Here is a 15,105-nt window from a genome sequence, read left to right as displayed (position 1 = left end):
GCGCGTTCGGCGGCGCGGGCCTCAGCGTTCAGAACGGCGGTCAGGGCGGTCTTGCGCGCCGTCAGCCCCTCGATCTCGCCGCGCCGGTCGCCCTGCTCGCTCTCGGTCGTCAGCAGTCGCTCCGAGGACAGGACGGCGAGGCGGCGGATGCGCATGATCTCGGCCTGACGGGCGGCCAGCACCTTGGCGCGGCTTTCCAGATCCGGCGTCATGGCCTTGAGCAGGATGGAGGCGCGCACCGTGTCGATGGCCTTATCGGCGGGCACCAGCAAGGGCGGCGGCGGCCGGCGGCTCATCATCTGCAGCGCGCTGAGCAGACGGCCCTGGGCGCCGCGCTCACGCGCCAGGTCCGTGACCAGTTCGGCCTCGCGTTCGGTCAGTTGCTGGAGGCGGGCGCGCTGATCGTCGATCTGACGGTCGCCGGTCTGTTCGTCGGCCCGCAGCGAGGCCAGGCGGCGCTCCAACTGAGCCAGTTCGGTCTTGGCGGCGTCGGCGTCAGCGCGCAGACGACGGGCGCGCACCGTTTCGTCGCGGTATTCGGCCTGGATGCGCGACAGTTCGCTCTCGGGCGCCTGGTTGCTCATCGCCGGGGCGGCGCAGACGAAACCCGTCAGCAGGGCCAGCGATAAGGGTATGGCGCGACGCATGTCAGTCGCGATGATAGGGCGATCCGGCCAGGATGGTCACGGCCCGATACAGTTGTTCGGCCAGCATGGCGCGCGCCAGGGCGTGGGGCCAGGTCTGGGGACCGAAGGCCAGGGTCGAGGACGCAGCGTCGCGCACGCTGGCGTCCAGCCCGTCCGCCCCGCCGATAGCGAAGACCAGGCGACGCTCGCCCTGATCCCGCAGTTTGGCGATGTGGTCGGCGAAGGCGCGCGAGGAATAGGTCTTGCCGCGCTCGTCGCAGGCGATCAGGTGCGCGCCCTCTGCGGCAGCGAGGATCAGCTCAGCCTCCGGCGCCTTGCCGGGTCTGCGGGCTTCCAGATCGATCAGTTCGAGGGGACCGAGGCCAAGCGCGCGTCCCGACAGGGTGGCGCGCTTGGCGTAGTCGTCGGCGAGCGTCGCTTCAGGCCCCCGGCCCGCTCGGCCGATGGCGACGATGCTCAGCTTCATGGTGTCAGTCGCGGACCATGCGGTGGGCGGAGTCGACCGCCCAGATCTTTTCGATGTTGTAGAAGGTGCGCACTTCCGGGCGGAACAGGTGCACGATCACATCGCCGGCGTCGATCAGAACCCAGTCGCAGTGCGGCAGGCCCTCGACCTTAGCCTTGCCGAGGCCCTGTTCCTTGAGCGTGCGCAGCAGGTGGTCGGCGATGGCGCCGACGTGACGGTGCGAACGACCGGACGCCACGATCATGGTGTCGGCCATGGCGCTTTTGCCCTTCAGGTCGATCAGGACCATGTCCTGAGCCTTGTCCTCGTCGAGGCGGCTCAGCAGGGCTTCTTCCAGCGGCGTGGAGCCGACGGGGCGGGGAGCGGAATCGTCGAAGCCGCGCGGGGAGGCGTCGGATTCAAAGCCGTCTTCGGAATGGAGAGGTTCGATAGGGTCCATCTCGTGCGCCGTATTCGAGACGGCGGCGTCTTGCGTATCATACGCGGGCGAGGGGGTCAGCGGAGGGCTCCGGGAGCGTTGACTAAAGAAGCCCTCTAGCACGGATGGGCCGCAACGTGAACCGCCGCCCGAATCATCCGGCGATCACGAGGTCGCGCGCACGCCCTTGCCGGTCCTGATCGCCGTGGACGACAGGGGGTTGAGCGGCGCCGTCAGATAGGTCCAGGCGGGCGCCTGAAGCGTCGGCAGAAGCCCCGCCTGCTGGGCGGGAATGCGGAAACCGGCGAAGCGGGCGGCGGCCGGCGCCGTGCGGCTGTCCAGCAGCGAACCCGGCCGGGCGATGACCGCCACCGGCATCAGCCGCATGATGTCGGTCCAGCCGCGCCAGCGATGGAAGCTGGCCAGATTGTCCGACCCCATCAGCCAGACGAAATGCACGCCCGGATTCCGCGCGACCAGAAGGCGCAGGGTGTCCACGGTCCAGGCGACGCCGGCCCGGCTCTCGAAGTCCGAGACGATCATCGACGGTCCGCGCGCATGCTGGCGCGCCGAGGCCATGCGGTCCGCCAGCGGCGCGCTGTGACGGGCGTCCTTCAACGGGTTCTGCGGCGACACCAGCCAGACGACCCGGTCGAGATCCAGACGGCGCATGGCGGTCTCGGCGACATGGGCGTGACCGTCGTGGGCGGGATTGAAAGAGCCGCCGAACAGGCCGACCTTCATGCCTGGAGCGAGGATCAAACCGTCGCGCAGCGCCCCGGAGCGGGGGCCGGCGCCTTTGGGCGCGGGACCGGCGTGGAAGAAGGACAAGCGGCGTCTCGGGCGGCGGGCGTTATGCTCAGCGGCGCCCTTATAGCGCGCGCCCATGCTCCGCCTACAGAATTCGTTCTCAGACGGCGGCGTCGAACAGGGCGTCGCGCGCCACGTCGGCATGGGTCATGGGGAACAGGTGCCCGCCGCCGGACACGACCTCGACCGAGACATTGGGCAGGCCGCGGGGCTGAACCGGCACATGGGTCAGGGCGTCGTGTTCGGCTTTGAGGATGCGGACCGGGCCGGGATAGCGTTTCATGGCCCGCCACGGATCGTGCGCCTGGGCTGCGTAGTTGGCCGCCTCCCAGGCCGGCGCGGCGGTCAGGCTGAACCCGCCGTCGCCTTCGTTCAGGCCTTCGGAAAGATAGTCGGCCAGGACCATGTCGGGCCAACCCTTGAACGCGCCGCGCCCGCGATAGGCGGCCATGGCCTGTTCGCGGCTGTCGAACTGGCTGCGACGGCGCAGGGTGGCCTTGGCGATAGGGATCGCCTTCATCAGCTTGTGGGCGAAGGGCAGGTTGAAGGCGAAGACCGCCGAGCGTTTCCAGATCACCGGATCGAACAGCACCAGGCTGGACACCCGATCCGGCCGAACGGCGGCCGCCAGAAGCGAGGCCGTGCCGCCCATCGAATGGCCGGCCATGACCACGGGCGGGCCGTCGATGGCCTCCAGCAGCGCCAGCAGGTCGTCGCGGTGGTCCAGCCAGCTGGTCTTGGGTCGCGCGAAGGTCGGCAGCGCAGACCGTCCATGGCCGCGTAGATCCGGCGCCCAGATCCGCAAGGACGCCGACAACGGCGACAAGAGGCTGCGATAGGTGGCGGCGTTGAAGCCGTTGGCGTGAGAGAAGATCAGGTCGACGGGCCGGTTCGGATCGCCGAAATCCAGCACGGCCATCTCGCCGGCGCCCCAGCGATTGTCGATCGGCACGGACAGGCGACGCGGTGGGGACATCAACGCCGCATCCATGGTCATGCGACGTCGCGACAGGCGGCGCAGCGACCGTGCGCCTCGATCGTCGTGCGGGCGATGGCGTAACCGGCGGCTGAGGCGGCGGCGTTCATGGCGCTCTGGTCCGGGCCGCTGACCTCGCGCGTCGCGCCGCAGCAGTCGCAGATCAAGAAGGCGGCCGCGTGGGCGGCCTCGCCATCGTCGGTGCAGGCGACATAGGCGCTGATGGAGGCGATGCGGTGGACCATGCCCAGCCGTTCCAAAAACTCCAGCGCGCGATAGACGGTCGGCGGCTTAGCGGCCTGGCCGTCTTCGCCGAAGCGCGCGATCAGATCGTAGGCCTTCACCGGCTCGCCGCTTTCCATCAGCAGGGCCAGGACGCGCCGGCGCTGGGCGGTCATCCGCTCGCCCTGCTGGACAGCGCGCGCCTCAGCCGCCGCCAAGGCGCGGTCCAGCGCCCCGCCGTTCAGGCCGGAGTGGTCATGGTCATGATCGCAGGCGGAACCCATACGCCACAGCTAATGGCTGGCGACCCCCACTGCAACCGACGCATCGCGGGTTTGCCGGTTACGCGGCGTTGGGCTAGAAGGCGCGCCTTCGATCTTTAACCAGAGCGTCCTCGCTTCATGACCGACACGAACAACTCGCCGCTTGAAGGCAACGTCCTCTTCTACACGAACCCCGAACCGCTGGATCAGAGCGTCCACGGCGGCCTGGGCGTGAACCCGAGCGACAAGCCCTACGCCTTCGTGGCCCAGACCAATATCGTGCCGCTGACGGTCACCGAATTCTCGGCCGCCGCCCTGTCCTATCCGATCATCTTCACCGGCGAGAACCGCCAGCCGGTCGCCGTGATGGGCCTGAGATCAAACGAAAACCTGTTCGTCGCGCCGGACGGCGAGTTCCGCGCCGACGCCTATGTGCCGGCCTATGTGCGCCGCTATCCGTTCGTCTTCGCGGACGACAAGCAGAACCAGCGCCTGATCCTGTGTATCGACCGCGGCGCCTCGATCGTCGCCGAGGGCGGCCAGAACCCGTTGTTCGTCGACGGCCAGCCCAGCGACTACACGAACATGGCGATGGAGTTCTGCAACAACTTCGAACAGGAGCGCCAGCGCACCGAGGGCTTCGTCGCCCTGGTCAAGGATCTGGACCTGCTGGACATCCGCGAAGCCCACTTCACGCCGCGCAATCCCGACGGCACGCCGGGTCAGCCGCAGAAGCTGGCCGAATACTATGCGGTGTCGGAAGACAAGCTGCGCGCCCTGCCCGCCGAGAAGCTGGTCGAGCTGCGCGACAACGGCGCCCTGGGCCAGATCTACGCCCACCTGGTGTCGCTGGTCGGTTGGGACCGCCTGATCGCCATGGCCGTGATGCGTCAGGCCCAGGCCCCGACCTCGGTCAACTAAGACCCGGTCTGTCGAAGATCGATCAACGCCCCGCCGGTTCGCCGGCGGGGCGTTTGTCGTTTCAGCGGCGCGAGAACAGCGCCCGCGTCAGGCAGGAAAAGACCAGACGTCCGGCCTCGTCCAGCAGGTCATGCGAGGCGATGACGATGCCCTTGTCGTCTCCGACCGGATCCTTGCCCATCACCGTCATGCGACCTCGCAGCAGTTCGCCCGCCGGGGGATTGCGCATGTAACGCAGCCCATCGACGGCCAGGACCTTGGTCTGGGCCCAACCGCCGGACTTGTCGGCCGCCAGTCGGCTCCACAGCACATAGACCATGGCGTCTGGCGCGCCGTAGGCCACGTCCCAGCCCGGCGAGAACCGCTCGATGAAGACGTCCAGCGCCCCCTGATCGACCGCACAGGCGCCCAGCGGCACGACCTGCCCCACCTCCAGGTCTTCGAAATGGACGTGCAGCGGATCGCTCATGCGCAGACCTTGGGTTCAGGCGGGTTCTTCGGAAACGCGAACCAGCAGCTTGCCGTCGTGATCGCCGGTGAACAAGCGATTCAACGACCCCACCGCGCCTTCCAGCCCGTCGTCGACGTGAACCTTCCATTTCACACGGCCGTCCGCCAGCCACGGGCCCATTTCCGCCACCATCTCGCGGGCGCGCGAGGCGTAGTCCAGAACCAGGAAGCCCTGGACGTGCAGGCGATGGGTGATGATGCGCGCGAAGTTCGGCGACGGCGGCGCCTTGGTCGCATTGTAGGAGGACACCAGGCCGCAGACCGCCATACGGCCGTGGACCTTCAGCCGGTTGAACACCGCGATCATGATGTCGCCGCCGACATTCTCGAAGTTCAGATCGACGCCGTCGGGGGCCAGACGGTCCAGCGCCTCGCCGACATCCTCGTTCTTGTAATCGATGGCCGCGTCGAAGCCGAGTTCGTCGGTCAGCCAGGCGCACTTCTGCGGGCCGCCCGCGATGCCGATGACGCGGCAGCCGCGCTGTTTGGCGATCTGCCCCGCGATGGAGCCGACCGCGCCGGCCGCCGCCGAGATGACGATGGTCTCGCCTTCCTTGGCCTTCAACACATCGGTGACGCCGAAATAGGCGGTCAGGCCGGTCATGCCGAGCACCGACATATTGGCTGTCAGCGGCAAACCGGGCGCACGATGCACCGGGCGCAGGCCGCCTTCCGGCACGACCGCATAGTCGGCCCAGCCGCCCGAGGTCGGCATGACGACATCGCCTGTTTTGAAGCGGCTGGATCGCGAGGCTTCGACCACGCCCAGCGTCAGGCCGCGCATGACCTCGCCCAGACCGACCGGCGGCAGATAGCCCTCGGAATCGTTCATCCAGGTGCGATTGGTCGGGTCCAGCGACAGATAGACGGTGCGGACCAGCACATCGTTCTCCATCAGATCAGGGATGGCCGTCTCGACCAGTTCCAGATCGCCGGGCTGGATCAGGCCCTTGGGGCGCTGGCGCAGCACCCATTGACGGTTCGTCTTGCCGCTTGTCGAAGCCATTGGCGTCTCTCCGTGCGTTTTCTTTGACCACCATCTTGGCCGCGACGGCGGCGTCGGTCGAGGTGTGCGCCAAGAAAAAAGCGACCCTTTCGGATCGCTTTGAAGTGGCATCATCGAGAATGAGGCGCGGAGGCGGCATGATCAGCTTTCGCGGATCAAGTCGGGGGGCGTCGCCGCCTCCACGGACCGATAACGACGGCGCCCGAAGCCGGTTCCCATCCTCGATCGCTTTTTTTGCGCTTTCGTACCTTGGCCCGTCAACGCCGGCGTAAAACAAAGAAAAGGCCTCGATCCTGCGGACCGAGGCCGATCTTGTCGTCAGCGAAAGATCGCGTTTTAAGCGGCTTCCTTCTGGCGCGACGGGTGGAAGAACAGCGCCTGGCTGATCGCCGCCTTCACCGTTTCCGGCTGGAAGGGCTTGGTGATCAGGAATGTCGGTTCGGGACGCTCGCCGGTCAGCAGGCGTTCTGGGAAGGCGGTGATGAAGATCACCGGCACATCCATGGTCTTCAGGATATCCTTGACCGCATCGATGCCCGACGAACCGTCGGCCAGCTGGATGTCGGCCAGCACCAGACCCGGCTTGTGGCGGGCGACGGCGTCGATCGCCTCGTCGTGCGTCGTGGCGGTGCCGGTGACGCGGTGACCCAGTTCGGTCACCAGGCTCTGGATGTCGGCCGAAATGATGGCCTCGTCCTCGATGACCAGAACATCGGTGGCCAGTTCGGCGTCGATGTCGGCCTGGGCGTCGGCGATCAGACGCTCCACGTCGCGCGGATCGGCGGACAGGATTTGCGCGGCTTCCGAAGGGGTGAAGCCTTCAAGGGCCGTCAGCAGGAAGGCCTGGCGCGAGCGCGGTGCGATGCGGAGCAGACGCTGCGACGCGTCGCTGCCAGTGGTTTCCAGCGTGCCGGTTTCCAGTTGCGCGCCGGTCGAGGACCAGATGGCATGGAAGACGTGATAAAGAGCGACGCGAGGCGTCATATCGGCCGACAGCTGCTGCTCGCCGGCGGCCAGGGCCTCCAGAGCGACGCGAACATAGTTGTCGCCCGTGGATTGATCGCCGGTCAGGGCGCGTGCGTAACGGCGCACATAAGGAAGGTGCGGCGCGAGTCTGGCCAGAAGGCTCATTCAGATAGTCCCCGACAAATCACAGCCCGGCCGGCAAGGCGGGGCGCTACATCAGCCATAAACGTCACATTCGCATCACGGTTCCGCCTTCGTCAGCAAGCTTTAGCATTAAAAGCCGTTCATGCAGGAACCCTGCCGGTCTGATGACGTTTGAGACCGACATCTTCTCGCGATGACAGTTGGGTGGGCTTGGCTCTGTCTATGATCGATTCTCCGGACTCCTCTCGTCCCAAAGGCGACCAGAAGGGGGAGGCAGGGCTTGAAGAAGCTCGCCTTCGCCAGCAGGCCATTGGCGTCAAGCTGCGGCATATGTTCGACGAGGTCGTCAACGAACCCGTGCCCGATGAGTTTCTCGATATCCTGAAACGCGCCGACGCCAAGTCTTCGGACAGCGCCGCATGAGCACCTCACGCCTGGGGGCCGCCCCCAAACCCGCGTCGGCTGACGACGAGGGCTTCAAGCGCGAACTGGTCCTGCTGATCCCGCATCTGCGCGCCTTCGCCCGGACCTTGACCGGCGATCCGACCGCCGCGGACGATCTGGCGCAGGACGCCATGATGAAGGCCTGGGACGCGCGCGCCAGCTATCAGATGGGCACGAACATGAAGGCCTGGACCTTCATGATCCTGCGCAACCAGTTCTATTCCGAAAAGCGCCGCTCGTGGCGTCAGTCGCAACTGGATCAGGAAGCCGCCGAACGGACCCTGGTCGCCGTGGACGATCCGGAGGCGCCCGTCGCTCTGGACGAGCTCCGTCAGGCTCTGAAGACCCTGCCCGAAGAGCAGCGCGAAGCCTTGATCCTGGTCGGCGCGGGCGGCTTCGCCTATGAGGAAGCGGCCGAGATCTGCGGCTGCGCCGTCGGCACGGTGAAGAGCCGCGTCAGCCGCGCACGCCGGGCCTTGCAAGCCACCCTGGAGCGGGGCGGTTACGGCCGCGACGGTGAAGCGGCCGGCGACGCCATGCGCACGATCCTGGGCGAGGCCGACAGGCTGGCCGGCGCCCGGAGCTAAGCGGCGGTGAACGAGACGAGCAGGGAGGCCTCCAGGTCGCGGCTCGGTCGCACGTGGAAATCGGATCGCTTTCAGGGCATCCGGTTTCGATTGGGCGCGGCCATGGCCATGGCCCTGCTGCCGATCTTCGTTCTCAGCCTGATCCAGACCCAGGCGGACTTTCAAAGACAGGCCGACGACCGGCAGGTGGACCTTCAACTGGCGGCCGAACGCAGCGCCTCCAGCGCCAAGGCCAAGCTGGACAGCGCCCAGGTGCTGTTGCGCGCGCTCAGCCCCGATGCGATCGGTCCCTATTGCGCACCGCGCCTGACGGCGCTGGTCGGACGTCTGGAAGGTTACGAGGGTCTGTATCGCATCAGCCCCACGGGCGAGGCGGTGTGCGCCTCGGGCCGGGCGGACGGCGTGAGATCCGGCGTGGCGCCCGCCGCCCAGGCGACCTGGTTCCAGCGGTTGCGCAATGGTGAAGAACTGGTCGTCATGCGTGCGCCCGATGGCGCAGGCTACGAAGGCGCGCTGATCGTGGCCACCCGCGCCGAGCGACCGATGGGCCGATTCGACGGCGCGATGGTCGCCGTGATCCCCTTCTCCGCCCTGCAACCCGATGTGGCCGACCCCGCCCTGCCCTCGGACGCGGAAGCGGCATTGACCGACGGCGCCGGCCGCATTCTGACGGCCAGCGATCCCGACGTCTTCAAACTGTCGGCCGGCGACGATATCGCGGGCTGGGTCGGTCGAGCGCGCGATCAGGGCTCTGCGGTGTTCGAGGCCAAGGATGCGCAGAATCAGCGCCGCGACTATGCGGGCGCGGCCCTGGCCGGCGGCGATCTTTACGCCCTGTTGTCGGCCCCCGCGCCGGGATGGCTGTCGTGGGCGCGGCTCAATCCGATCGGCACCCTGTTGCTGCCGCTGGGCGCTTGGTTGACGGCGTTCGCGGCGGTGATGCTGCTGTCCGAACGCATCTTCATCCGCTGGCTGGACTATCTGGAGCGGGTCGCGGCCATCTACGCCAAGGGACGATTCTCGGTGCGTCCGCTGCAGGCGATGAACGCCCCGTCGGAAATCCGCACCATGGCGCGCACCCTGGACGAGATGGCCGAGGCCATCACCTTGCGCGACCGCGAGTTGACGGACGCCCTGATGGAAAAGGACGCGCTGATGCGCGAGATCCACCACCGGGTGAAGAACAACCTTCAGATCATCTCCTCCCTGCTGTCGATGCAGCAGCGCGCCTTGACCGATGCGCCGGCCAAGGCGGCGCTGGGCGATACGCGCCAACGCATCTCGGCCTTGGCCCTGATTTATCGCACCCTGTATCAGAGCAACGACATTCGCCACGCCGATGCGCGCGAGTTCCTGAACGAACTGGTGGGGCAACTGGTCGCCAGCGAGGCCGGGCGCGGACCGGTGGTCATCAGTTCGGTGGACGCCGATTCCCTGCACGTCGATCCCGACAAGCTGGCGCCCCTGGCGCTGTGGCTGGTCGAGGCGGTCAGCAATGCGCAGAAACACGCCTTCGCCCACAGCGGCGGCGAGCTGAAGGTGCGCTTCCGCGTCCAGGGCGAGACATCGGTTCTGGAAGTCGAAGACAATGGCCCAGGCGCTCAGGCCGGCGCCGAGGTCGGGGTGGGCCGCACCCTGATGAGCGCCTTCGCCAAACAGCTGCGCGGCGAGACCGAGTTCGCCGCCCCGACCGGCGGCGGCACCATCGCCCGCATGATCTTCGCCACCCCCGAAGCGCTCGCGCCCGTCGATCCGGCGGACAAGACGCCCGGAACCGCAGCGCTGGCGTCGCGTTGATGAGCCGAGACCGGCGGAGTTTCACCCCGGCCAACCCTGGAGCTTCCCCTATGCGCAAGATTTTCGTTCTGGTCGCCGCCGCCGCCGCCCTGACCACCGCCGCCTGCAACACTGTCGAAGGCGTGGGCCGCGACACCCAGGCCGCCGGCCAAGCCGTGACCGGCGCCGCCCAAGACGCCAAGAACTAATCGACGGCCGCAGCCCAGGCTGCAGCATTCGACCGGCAAGGCCCCGCATCGTCGGGGCCTTGTTCGTTTCAGGACCGCGACAGGAGCCATCCCGTGAACCACACCGCCCGCGACGCCGGCCTCAAACTCTTGCGACAGCACGCCTTGATCGCCGGCAAGGCCGTACCCGCCAACGGCGGCGGCATCGCCGTCGATGATCCGGCGACCGGCGATGTGATCGGCCATATCCCCGATCTGGGCGCCGCCGAAACCGAACAGGCCATCGCGGCGGCGAGCGAGACGTTCAAGACCTGGTCGCGATCCGATCCGCACGCGCGTGCGGCCTTCCTGCGCAAATGGGCGGCGCTGATCGACGAAAACCTGGAAGGCCTGGGCGCCCTCATGGCGCTGGAAAACGGCAAGCCGTTCGAGGAGGCCAAGGGCGAGGTCACCTACGCCAACGGTTTCCTGAAATGGTTCGCGGGGCAGGCCGAACGGTTGATCGGCGAGACCCAGGATAGCCCTCTGGGCCATCTGATCCTGACCTATCGCGAGGCGGTCGGGCCGTGCGCCCTGATCACGCCCTGGAACTTCCCCGCCGCCATGCTGACGCGAAAGCTGGGGCCGGCCTTCGCGGCAGGCTGCACCGCCGTGGTCAAGCCGGCCAGCCAGACGCCCTTCACCGCCATCGCCCTAGCCGAACTGGCCTATGAAGCCGGCCTGCCGAAAGGCGCCCTGTCGATCGTCACCGGCGACGCCGCCACCATCGGCAAGGTGCTGACCGACAGCCCGGACATTCGCAAACTGTCCTTCACCGGCTCGACCGGCGTGGGTCGCAAGCTGGCCGAGCAATGCGCCGGAACGCTAAAACGGGTGTCGATGGAGCTGGGCGGGGCGGCGCCGCTGATCGTCTTCGCCGACGCCGATCTCGATCTGGCGGTCGCCGAAACGATCAAGGGCAAGTTCAGGAACTCGGGCCAGACCTGCGTCTGTCCCAACCGCGTCTATGTCGAGCGGTCGGTCGCCGAGGCCTATGCCGAGAAACTGGCCGCCGAGGTGGCCAAGATAGTGGTCGGTCCCGCCTTCGACGACGGCGTGAAGGTCGGCCCGCTGATCGAGAACAAGGCCATCGACAAGGTCGAAAAGCATGTGGCGGCGATCAAGGCCGACGGCGGCCGGGTCCTGACCGGCGGGGCGCGCCACGATCTGGGCGGACGCTTCTTCCAGCCGACCGTGACCCTGGGCGGCGACGACGCCCTGTTCCGCGAGGAAGAGACGTTCGGCCCCATGATCCCCGTCTTCGCCTTCGACACCGAGGAGGAGGCGCTGGAGAAGGCCAACGCCAGCGACTATGGCCTGGCCTCCTATCTGTTCACCCGCGACCTGGATCGCGCCATGCGATTCAGCCGGCGGATCGAGGCGGGCATGTGCGGGGTCAACACCGGACTGATCTCCACCGCCGTCGCGCCGTTCGGCGGGGTCAAGCAGTCGGGCTATGGCCGCGAAGGCTCGATCCACGGCATCGACGAATATGTGGACGTCAAGACGGTGACGCTGGCGCTGAAATAGCGCCGGGTCGCCGGGCCTGTAATTCGCCGCGCTTCTGCGGCATAAGCCCGCGATGAAGTTCCTCGACCAGGCCAAGATCTATATCCGCTCCGGCAACGGCGGCGCGGGCTCCGTTTCGTTTCGACGCGAGAAATTCATCCCGAACGGCGGGCCGGACGGCGGCGACGGCGGCAAGGGCGGGGATGTCTGGATCGAGGCGGTCGAGGGTCTGAACACCCTGATCGACTATCGCTATCAGCAGCATTTCAAGGCCCAGACCGGCCACCACGGCCAGGGGCGCCAGATGCACGGCGGCAAGGGCGAGGACGTGCATCTGAAGGTGCCCGTCGGCACCCAGGTGCTGGACGAGGATAAGGAAACCGTCCTGCTGGACATGGACACGCCGGGCAAGGTGGAGCTGCTGCTGAAGGGCGGCAACGGCGGCTGGGGAAACGTACGCTTCAAGGGGCCGACCAACCAGGCGCCGACCTACGCCAACCCCGGCCAGGACGGTCAGGAACGCTGGATCTGGCTGCGGCTTAAGCTAATCGCCGACATCGGTCTGGCGGGTCTTCCGAACGCGGGCAAATCGACCTTCCTGTCGGCCGCCAGCGCCGCCAAGCCCAAGATCGCCGATTATCCGTTCACCACCCTGGCGCCCAACCTGGGGATGGTGGACCTGTCGCCGTCCGAGCGGTTCGTCATCGCTGACATTCCCGGCCTGATCGAGGGCGCCAGTGAGGGCGCGGGACTGGGCACGCGCTTCCTGGGTCACGTCGAACGCTCGGCCAGCCTCATTCACCTGATCGACGGCACCCAGGACGACGTGGTCGAGGCCTACCGCATCATTCGAGGCGAGCTTGAAGCCTATGGCGAAGGTCTGGCGGACAAGGCCGAGATCCTGGCGTTGAACAAGATCGACGCCCTGACGCGCGAGGCGCGCGAGGAGAAGGCCGCTGAACTGGAGGCCGTCGCCGGTCGCCGTCCCATGCTGGTGTCCGGCGTGTCGGGCGAGGGTGTGCCCGCCCTGCTGCGCGCCGCCTGGGCCGAGGTGAAGAAGACGCGCGGCGCCCTGGCCGGCGACAGCGACGCGGACCAGATCAGCGGCTGGCAGCCCTGATCAGGCCTCCGCTGCGGGTTCCGGTTTGGGTTTGCGGCGGGTCGATTTCGGCTTGTCGGTCGTTTTGCCCTCGTTCGCATAGGGCTCGCCGTCGCCCGACAGCAGGATCGCCATCCAGCGCGAACCCTTGAACTCGGCCAGGATCGCCATGGCCATGACCGCCAGCGGCGTGGACAGGAACATGCCGACCACGCCCCACAGTTTGCCCCAGAAGGCCAGGGCCAGCAGCACCACGACCGGGTCGATGTTCTGGTTGTCGCCCTGCATGCGCGGCTGGATGAAGTTGCCGACGACGAACAGGATAACCTGTAACCCGACCAGCAGGATGGCGGCGGGCCAATAGCTTTCGAACTGGACCAGGGCGAACAGCGGCGGGGCCAGACCGGCCACCGCCCCGCCCAGCACGGGGATGAAGCCGACGATGAAGATCACGAAGGTCCAGAACTCGGCGTTCTGAAGCCCGACCGCCCGCATCAGGATCCAGGCGACGACGCAGATCATCGCGCCGGTCACCGACTGCACCCAGATATAGCCCTCGACCCCGCCGCGCACGCGTTGGAACACCGCGACCGCCTCGTCGCGCTGATCCTCCGACGGGAACATGGCGACGATCTTGCGCCGGAACCCGACCTGCGAGGCCAGCAGAAAGCCGAGATAGATCAGGACGAAAAAGGCGCCCGAGGCGATGCCCTGCACCTGGAACGCCATGGAGGTCAGCCAGCCGCGCACATCGACGCCGTTGATCAGGTCCTGCGCCGTCGGCGGATTGGCCAGACGCACCAGCCCATAGGCGTCGCGAATGATCTGATCGATGCGCGGGCCGATGTTGGCCGACACGCCGGACGCCTCGCCGAAGAAGCCCGCCGCGCCGTTCACGATGATGGCGATGGAGGCGAAGAAGGCCAGCACCACCAGCGTCAGGGCCGCGATCCCGGCCATGCGGCTGTTCAACGGCGTGCGCGCCTCGACCGACCGCTTCACCCCATCGATCATGATCAAGAGGAAGATGGCCATCGCCAGCGGCGTCAGGATATCCCGCAGCCAGTAGATCGCCGCCCCGGCCGCGACCGTGGCGATGACGCCGAGGGCATTGCGAGCGGCGACCGAGGACGGCGTGGCGATGGGATTTTTCATGATCGTGTTGTCGAACCGCCCGCCGTCGCCGTCAATCGCTGTTCCGAGCGCGCGGGGAACGCGCTAGACCTTTGCCGGAGACGCCATCGGAGACCCCAATGCCCGACGCCCTGCCCGGCCTGTTCCTCGGCCAGTCCGACGCCGCCCAGCCGGAAAATCTGCTGTTCAACCGCGCCAACCGTCACGGCGTCGTCGCCGGCGCGACCGGCACCGGCAAGACCGTCACGCTGCAGATCATGGCCCAGGGCTTTTCCGACGCCGGGGTGCCGGTCTTCTGCGCCGATGTGAAGGGCGACCTGTCAGGCATCTCTCAGGTCGGCGCGCCGAATGAGAAGCTGATCGCCCGCGCAGCCGAGATGGGCCTGACCCTGACGCCGCGCGCCGCCCCCACCGTCTTCTGGGACCTTTATGGCCAGAAGGGACATCCGATCCGCACCACCGTGTCCGAGATCGGCCCTGTGCTGATGGCGCGGATGCTGAACCTGAACGAGGTGCAGGAGGGCGTGCTGACCGTCGTCTTCCACGTCGCGGACAAGGAAGGTCTGCTGCTGCTGGACCTGGACGATCTGAGGAGCCTCCTGGTCTATGTCGGCGAGAACGCCGAACGGATCGGGCGCGAGGTCGGCAATGTCGCCCCCGCCTCCATCGCCGCCATCCAGCGCGCGCTGTTGCAGGTTGAGCAGCAGGGCGGCGACGCCTTCTTCGGCGAACCGGCGCTGAAGCTGGAAGACATGATCCGCGTCGGCTTGGACGGCCGGGGCCAGGTCAATGTGCTGGACTCGACCCGGCTGATGAACAGTCCGCGCCTGTACGCCGCCTTCCTGCTGTGGCTGCTGTCGGAACTGTTCGAACAGCTTCCCGAGGTGGGCGATCCGGAAAAGCCGCGCCTGGTCTTCTTCTTCGACGAGGCGCACCTGCTGTTCAACGACGCCCCGCGCGCCCTGCTGGAAAAGGTCGAA

Annotated in this window: 17 protein-coding genes and 1 pseudogene; 8 read left to right on the top strand and 10 right to left on the bottom strand. The window is 67.3% G+C overall.

Going from position 1 to position 15,105, the window contains the following annotated elements; translation table 11 throughout:
- The 6 genes and pseudogenes from B3T77_RS01570 to B3T77_RS01545 all read right to left on the bottom strand — a co-directional run.
- A pseudogene (locus B3T77_RS01570) lies at positions 1–647 on the bottom strand (peptidase M23); the annotation flags it as partial.
- 1 nt (position 648) lies between these two features.
- Positions 649–1,113, bottom strand: coding sequence for a 23S rRNA (pseudouridine(1915)-N(3))-methyltransferase RlmH (gene rlmH, locus B3T77_RS01565; RefSeq protein ID WP_292076496.1), 465 nt, complete (start codon positions 1,111–1,113; stop codon positions 649–651).
- Between the two features lie 4 nt (positions 1,114–1,117).
- Complete coding sequence (gene rsfS / locus B3T77_RS01560; RefSeq protein ID WP_082064315.1) at positions 1,118–1,552, bottom strand: ribosome silencing factor; 435 nt, start codon at positions 1,550–1,552, stop codon at positions 1,118–1,120.
- Between the two features lie 144 nt (positions 1,553–1,696).
- Positions 1,697–2,419 (bottom strand): nicotinate-nucleotide adenylyltransferase, encoded by a 723-nt coding sequence (locus B3T77_RS01555; protein WP_292076491.1) that lies wholly within the window; start codon positions 2,417–2,419, stop codon positions 1,697–1,699.
- A gap of 22 nt (positions 2,420–2,441) precedes the next feature.
- Positions 2,442–3,332 carry an alpha/beta fold hydrolase gene (locus tag B3T77_RS01550; protein ID WP_292076499.1) on the bottom strand — a complete coding sequence of 297 codons (891 nt, stop codon included), beginning with the start codon at positions 3,330–3,332 and terminating at the stop codon, positions 2,442–2,444.
- Between the two features lie 2 nt (positions 3,333–3,334).
- A complete protein-coding gene (locus B3T77_RS01545) occupies positions 3,335–3,823 on the bottom strand; it encodes a Fur family transcriptional regulator (RefSeq protein WP_292076489.1) in 489 nt (162 codons plus the stop codon).
- A 117-nt stretch (positions 3,824–3,940) separates the two neighbouring features.
- Between B3T77_RS01545 and B3T77_RS01540 the strand changes: the two genes are divergently transcribed.
- Positions 3,941–4,723 (top strand): SapC family protein, encoded by a 783-nt coding sequence (locus tag B3T77_RS01540; RefSeq protein WP_292076487.1) that lies wholly within the window; start codon positions 3,941–3,943, stop codon positions 4,721–4,723.
- A gap of 61 nt (positions 4,724–4,784) precedes the next feature.
- Here B3T77_RS01540 and B3T77_RS01535 read toward each other — a convergent pair whose 3' ends face one another.
- The 3 genes from B3T77_RS01535 to B3T77_RS01525 form a co-directional block, all read right to left on the bottom strand.
- Entirely contained in the window at positions 4,785–5,192 is a 408-nt protein-coding gene (locus tag B3T77_RS01535) for an acyl dehydratase (protein ID WP_017505512.1), read from the bottom strand.
- 15 nt (positions 5,193–5,207) lie between these two features.
- Entirely contained in the window at positions 5,208–6,239 is a 1,032-nt protein-coding gene (locus tag B3T77_RS01530; protein ID WP_292076485.1) for an NADP-dependent oxidoreductase, read from the bottom strand.
- Positions 6,240–6,575: 336 nt separating this feature from the next.
- A complete protein-coding gene (locus B3T77_RS01525) occupies positions 6,576–7,370 on the bottom strand; it encodes a response regulator (protein ID WP_026108480.1) in 795 nt (264 codons plus the stop codon).
- Positions 7,371–7,571: 201 nt separating this feature from the next.
- On the opposite strand from B3T77_RS01525, the gene B3T77_RS01520 reads away from it, so the two are divergent.
- The 6 genes from B3T77_RS01520 to obgE all read left to right on the top strand — a co-directional run bounded on the left by B3T77_RS01520 (position 7,572) and on the right by obgE (position 13,012).
- Positions 7,572–7,772 (top strand): NepR family anti-sigma factor, encoded by a 201-nt coding sequence (locus tag B3T77_RS01520; RefSeq protein WP_045809524.1) that lies wholly within the window; start codon positions 7,572–7,574, stop codon positions 7,770–7,772.
- A complete protein-coding gene (locus tag B3T77_RS01515; protein WP_017505508.1) occupies positions 7,769–8,380 on the top strand; it encodes a sigma-70 family RNA polymerase sigma factor in 612 nt (203 codons plus the stop codon). The genes B3T77_RS01520 and B3T77_RS01515 overlap by 4 nt, the downstream gene beginning before the upstream one ends.
- A 102-nt stretch (positions 8,381–8,482) precedes the next feature.
- Positions 8,483–10,177 (top strand): sensor histidine kinase, encoded by a 1,695-nt coding sequence (locus tag B3T77_RS01510; protein ID WP_292076481.1) that lies wholly within the window; start codon positions 8,483–8,485, stop codon positions 10,175–10,177.
- Between the two features lie 50 nt (positions 10,178–10,227).
- Complete coding sequence (locus B3T77_RS01505) at positions 10,228–10,365, top strand: entericidin A/B family lipoprotein (protein ID WP_017505506.1); 138 nt, start codon at positions 10,228–10,230, stop codon at positions 10,363–10,365.
- A gap of 93 nt (positions 10,366–10,458) precedes the next feature.
- Positions 10,459–11,913 (top strand): NAD-dependent succinate-semialdehyde dehydrogenase, encoded by a 1,455-nt coding sequence (locus B3T77_RS01500; RefSeq protein ID WP_292076479.1) that lies wholly within the window; start codon positions 10,459–10,461, stop codon positions 11,911–11,913.
- A 52-nt stretch (positions 11,914–11,965) separates the two neighbouring features.
- Positions 11,966–13,012: a GTPase ObgE gene (gene obgE, locus B3T77_RS01495; RefSeq protein ID WP_292076477.1), complete on the top strand. Its 1,047-nt coding sequence runs from the start codon at positions 11,966–11,968 to the stop codon at positions 13,010–13,012.
- On the opposite strand, the gene B3T77_RS01490 is transcribed toward obgE, so the two are convergent.
- A complete protein-coding gene (locus B3T77_RS01490; RefSeq protein ID WP_292076474.1) occupies positions 13,013–14,146 on the bottom strand; it encodes an AI-2E family transporter in 1,134 nt (377 codons plus the stop codon).
- Between the two features lie 98 nt (positions 14,147–14,244).
- On the opposite strand from B3T77_RS01490, the gene B3T77_RS01485 reads away from it, so the two are divergent.
- The coding region (locus tag B3T77_RS01485) for a helicase HerA-like domain-containing protein (RefSeq protein ID WP_292076471.1) at positions 14,245–15,105 on the top strand (861 nt) is incomplete at its 3' end.

The organism is Brevundimonas sp. UBA7838 (assembly GCF_002500885.1).
GTDB lineage: Bacteria > Pseudomonadota > Alphaproteobacteria > Caulobacterales > Caulobacteraceae > Brevundimonas > Brevundimonas vesicularis_C.
The sequence above is the reverse complement of the archived record's forward strand: the minus strand, read 5'-3'. Positions and strand labels throughout refer to the sequence as shown.

What these genes read in the sequence shown, in the direction of transcription:
- B3T77_RS01525 (WP_026108480.1), bottom strand. Translation starts at nt 7,370, where the DNA reads ATGAGCCTTCTGGCCAGACTCGCGCCGCACCTTCCTTATGTGCGCCGT.
- B3T77_RS01550 (WP_292076499.1), bottom strand. Translation starts at nt 3,332, where the DNA reads ATGGATGCGGCGTTGATGTCCCCACCGCGTCGCCTGTCCGTGCCGATC.
- rlmH (WP_292076496.1), bottom strand. Translation starts at nt 1,113, where the DNA reads ATGAAGCTGAGCATCGTCGCCATCGGCCGAGCGGGCCGGGGGCCTGAA.
- B3T77_RS01540 (WP_292076487.1), top strand. Translation starts at nt 3,941, where the DNA reads ATGACCGACACGAACAACTCGCCGCTTGAAGGCAACGTCCTCTTCTAC.
- rsfS (WP_082064315.1), bottom strand. Translation starts at nt 1,552, where the DNA reads ATGGACCCTATCGAACCTCTCCATTCCGAAGACGGCTTTGAATCCGAC.
- B3T77_RS01515 (WP_017505508.1), top strand. Translation starts at nt 7,769, where the DNA reads ATGAGCACCTCACGCCTGGGGGCCGCCCCCAAACCCGCGTCGGCTGAC.
- obgE (WP_292076477.1), top strand. Translation starts at nt 11,966, where the DNA reads ATGAAGTTCCTCGACCAGGCCAAGATCTATATCCGCTCCGGCAACGGC.
- B3T77_RS01545 (WP_292076489.1), bottom strand. Translation starts at nt 3,823, where the DNA reads ATGGGTTCCGCCTGCGATCATGACCATGACCACTCCGGCCTGAACGGC.
- B3T77_RS01530 (WP_292076485.1), bottom strand. Translation starts at nt 6,239, where the DNA reads ATGGCTTCGACAAGCGGCAAGACGAACCGTCAATGGGTGCTGCGCCAG.
- B3T77_RS01505 (WP_017505506.1), top strand. Translation starts at nt 10,228, where the DNA reads ATGCGCAAGATTTTCGTTCTGGTCGCCGCCGCCGCCGCCCTGACCACC.
- B3T77_RS01510 (WP_292076481.1), top strand. Translation starts at nt 8,483, where the DNA reads ATGGCCATGGCCCTGCTGCCGATCTTCGTTCTCAGCCTGATCCAGACC.
- B3T77_RS01520 (WP_045809524.1), top strand. Translation starts at nt 7,572, where the DNA reads ATGATCGATTCTCCGGACTCCTCTCGTCCCAAAGGCGACCAGAAGGGG.
- B3T77_RS01490 (WP_292076474.1), bottom strand. Translation starts at nt 14,146, where the DNA reads ATGAAAAATCCCATCGCCACGCCGTCCTCGGTCGCCGCTCGCAATGCC.
- B3T77_RS01535 (WP_017505512.1), bottom strand. Translation starts at nt 5,192, where the DNA reads ATGAGCGATCCGCTGCACGTCCATTTCGAAGACCTGGAGGTGGGGCAG.
- B3T77_RS01555 (WP_292076491.1), bottom strand. Translation starts at nt 2,419, where the DNA reads ATGGGCGCGCGCTATAAGGGCGCCGCTGAGCATAACGCCCGCCGCCCG.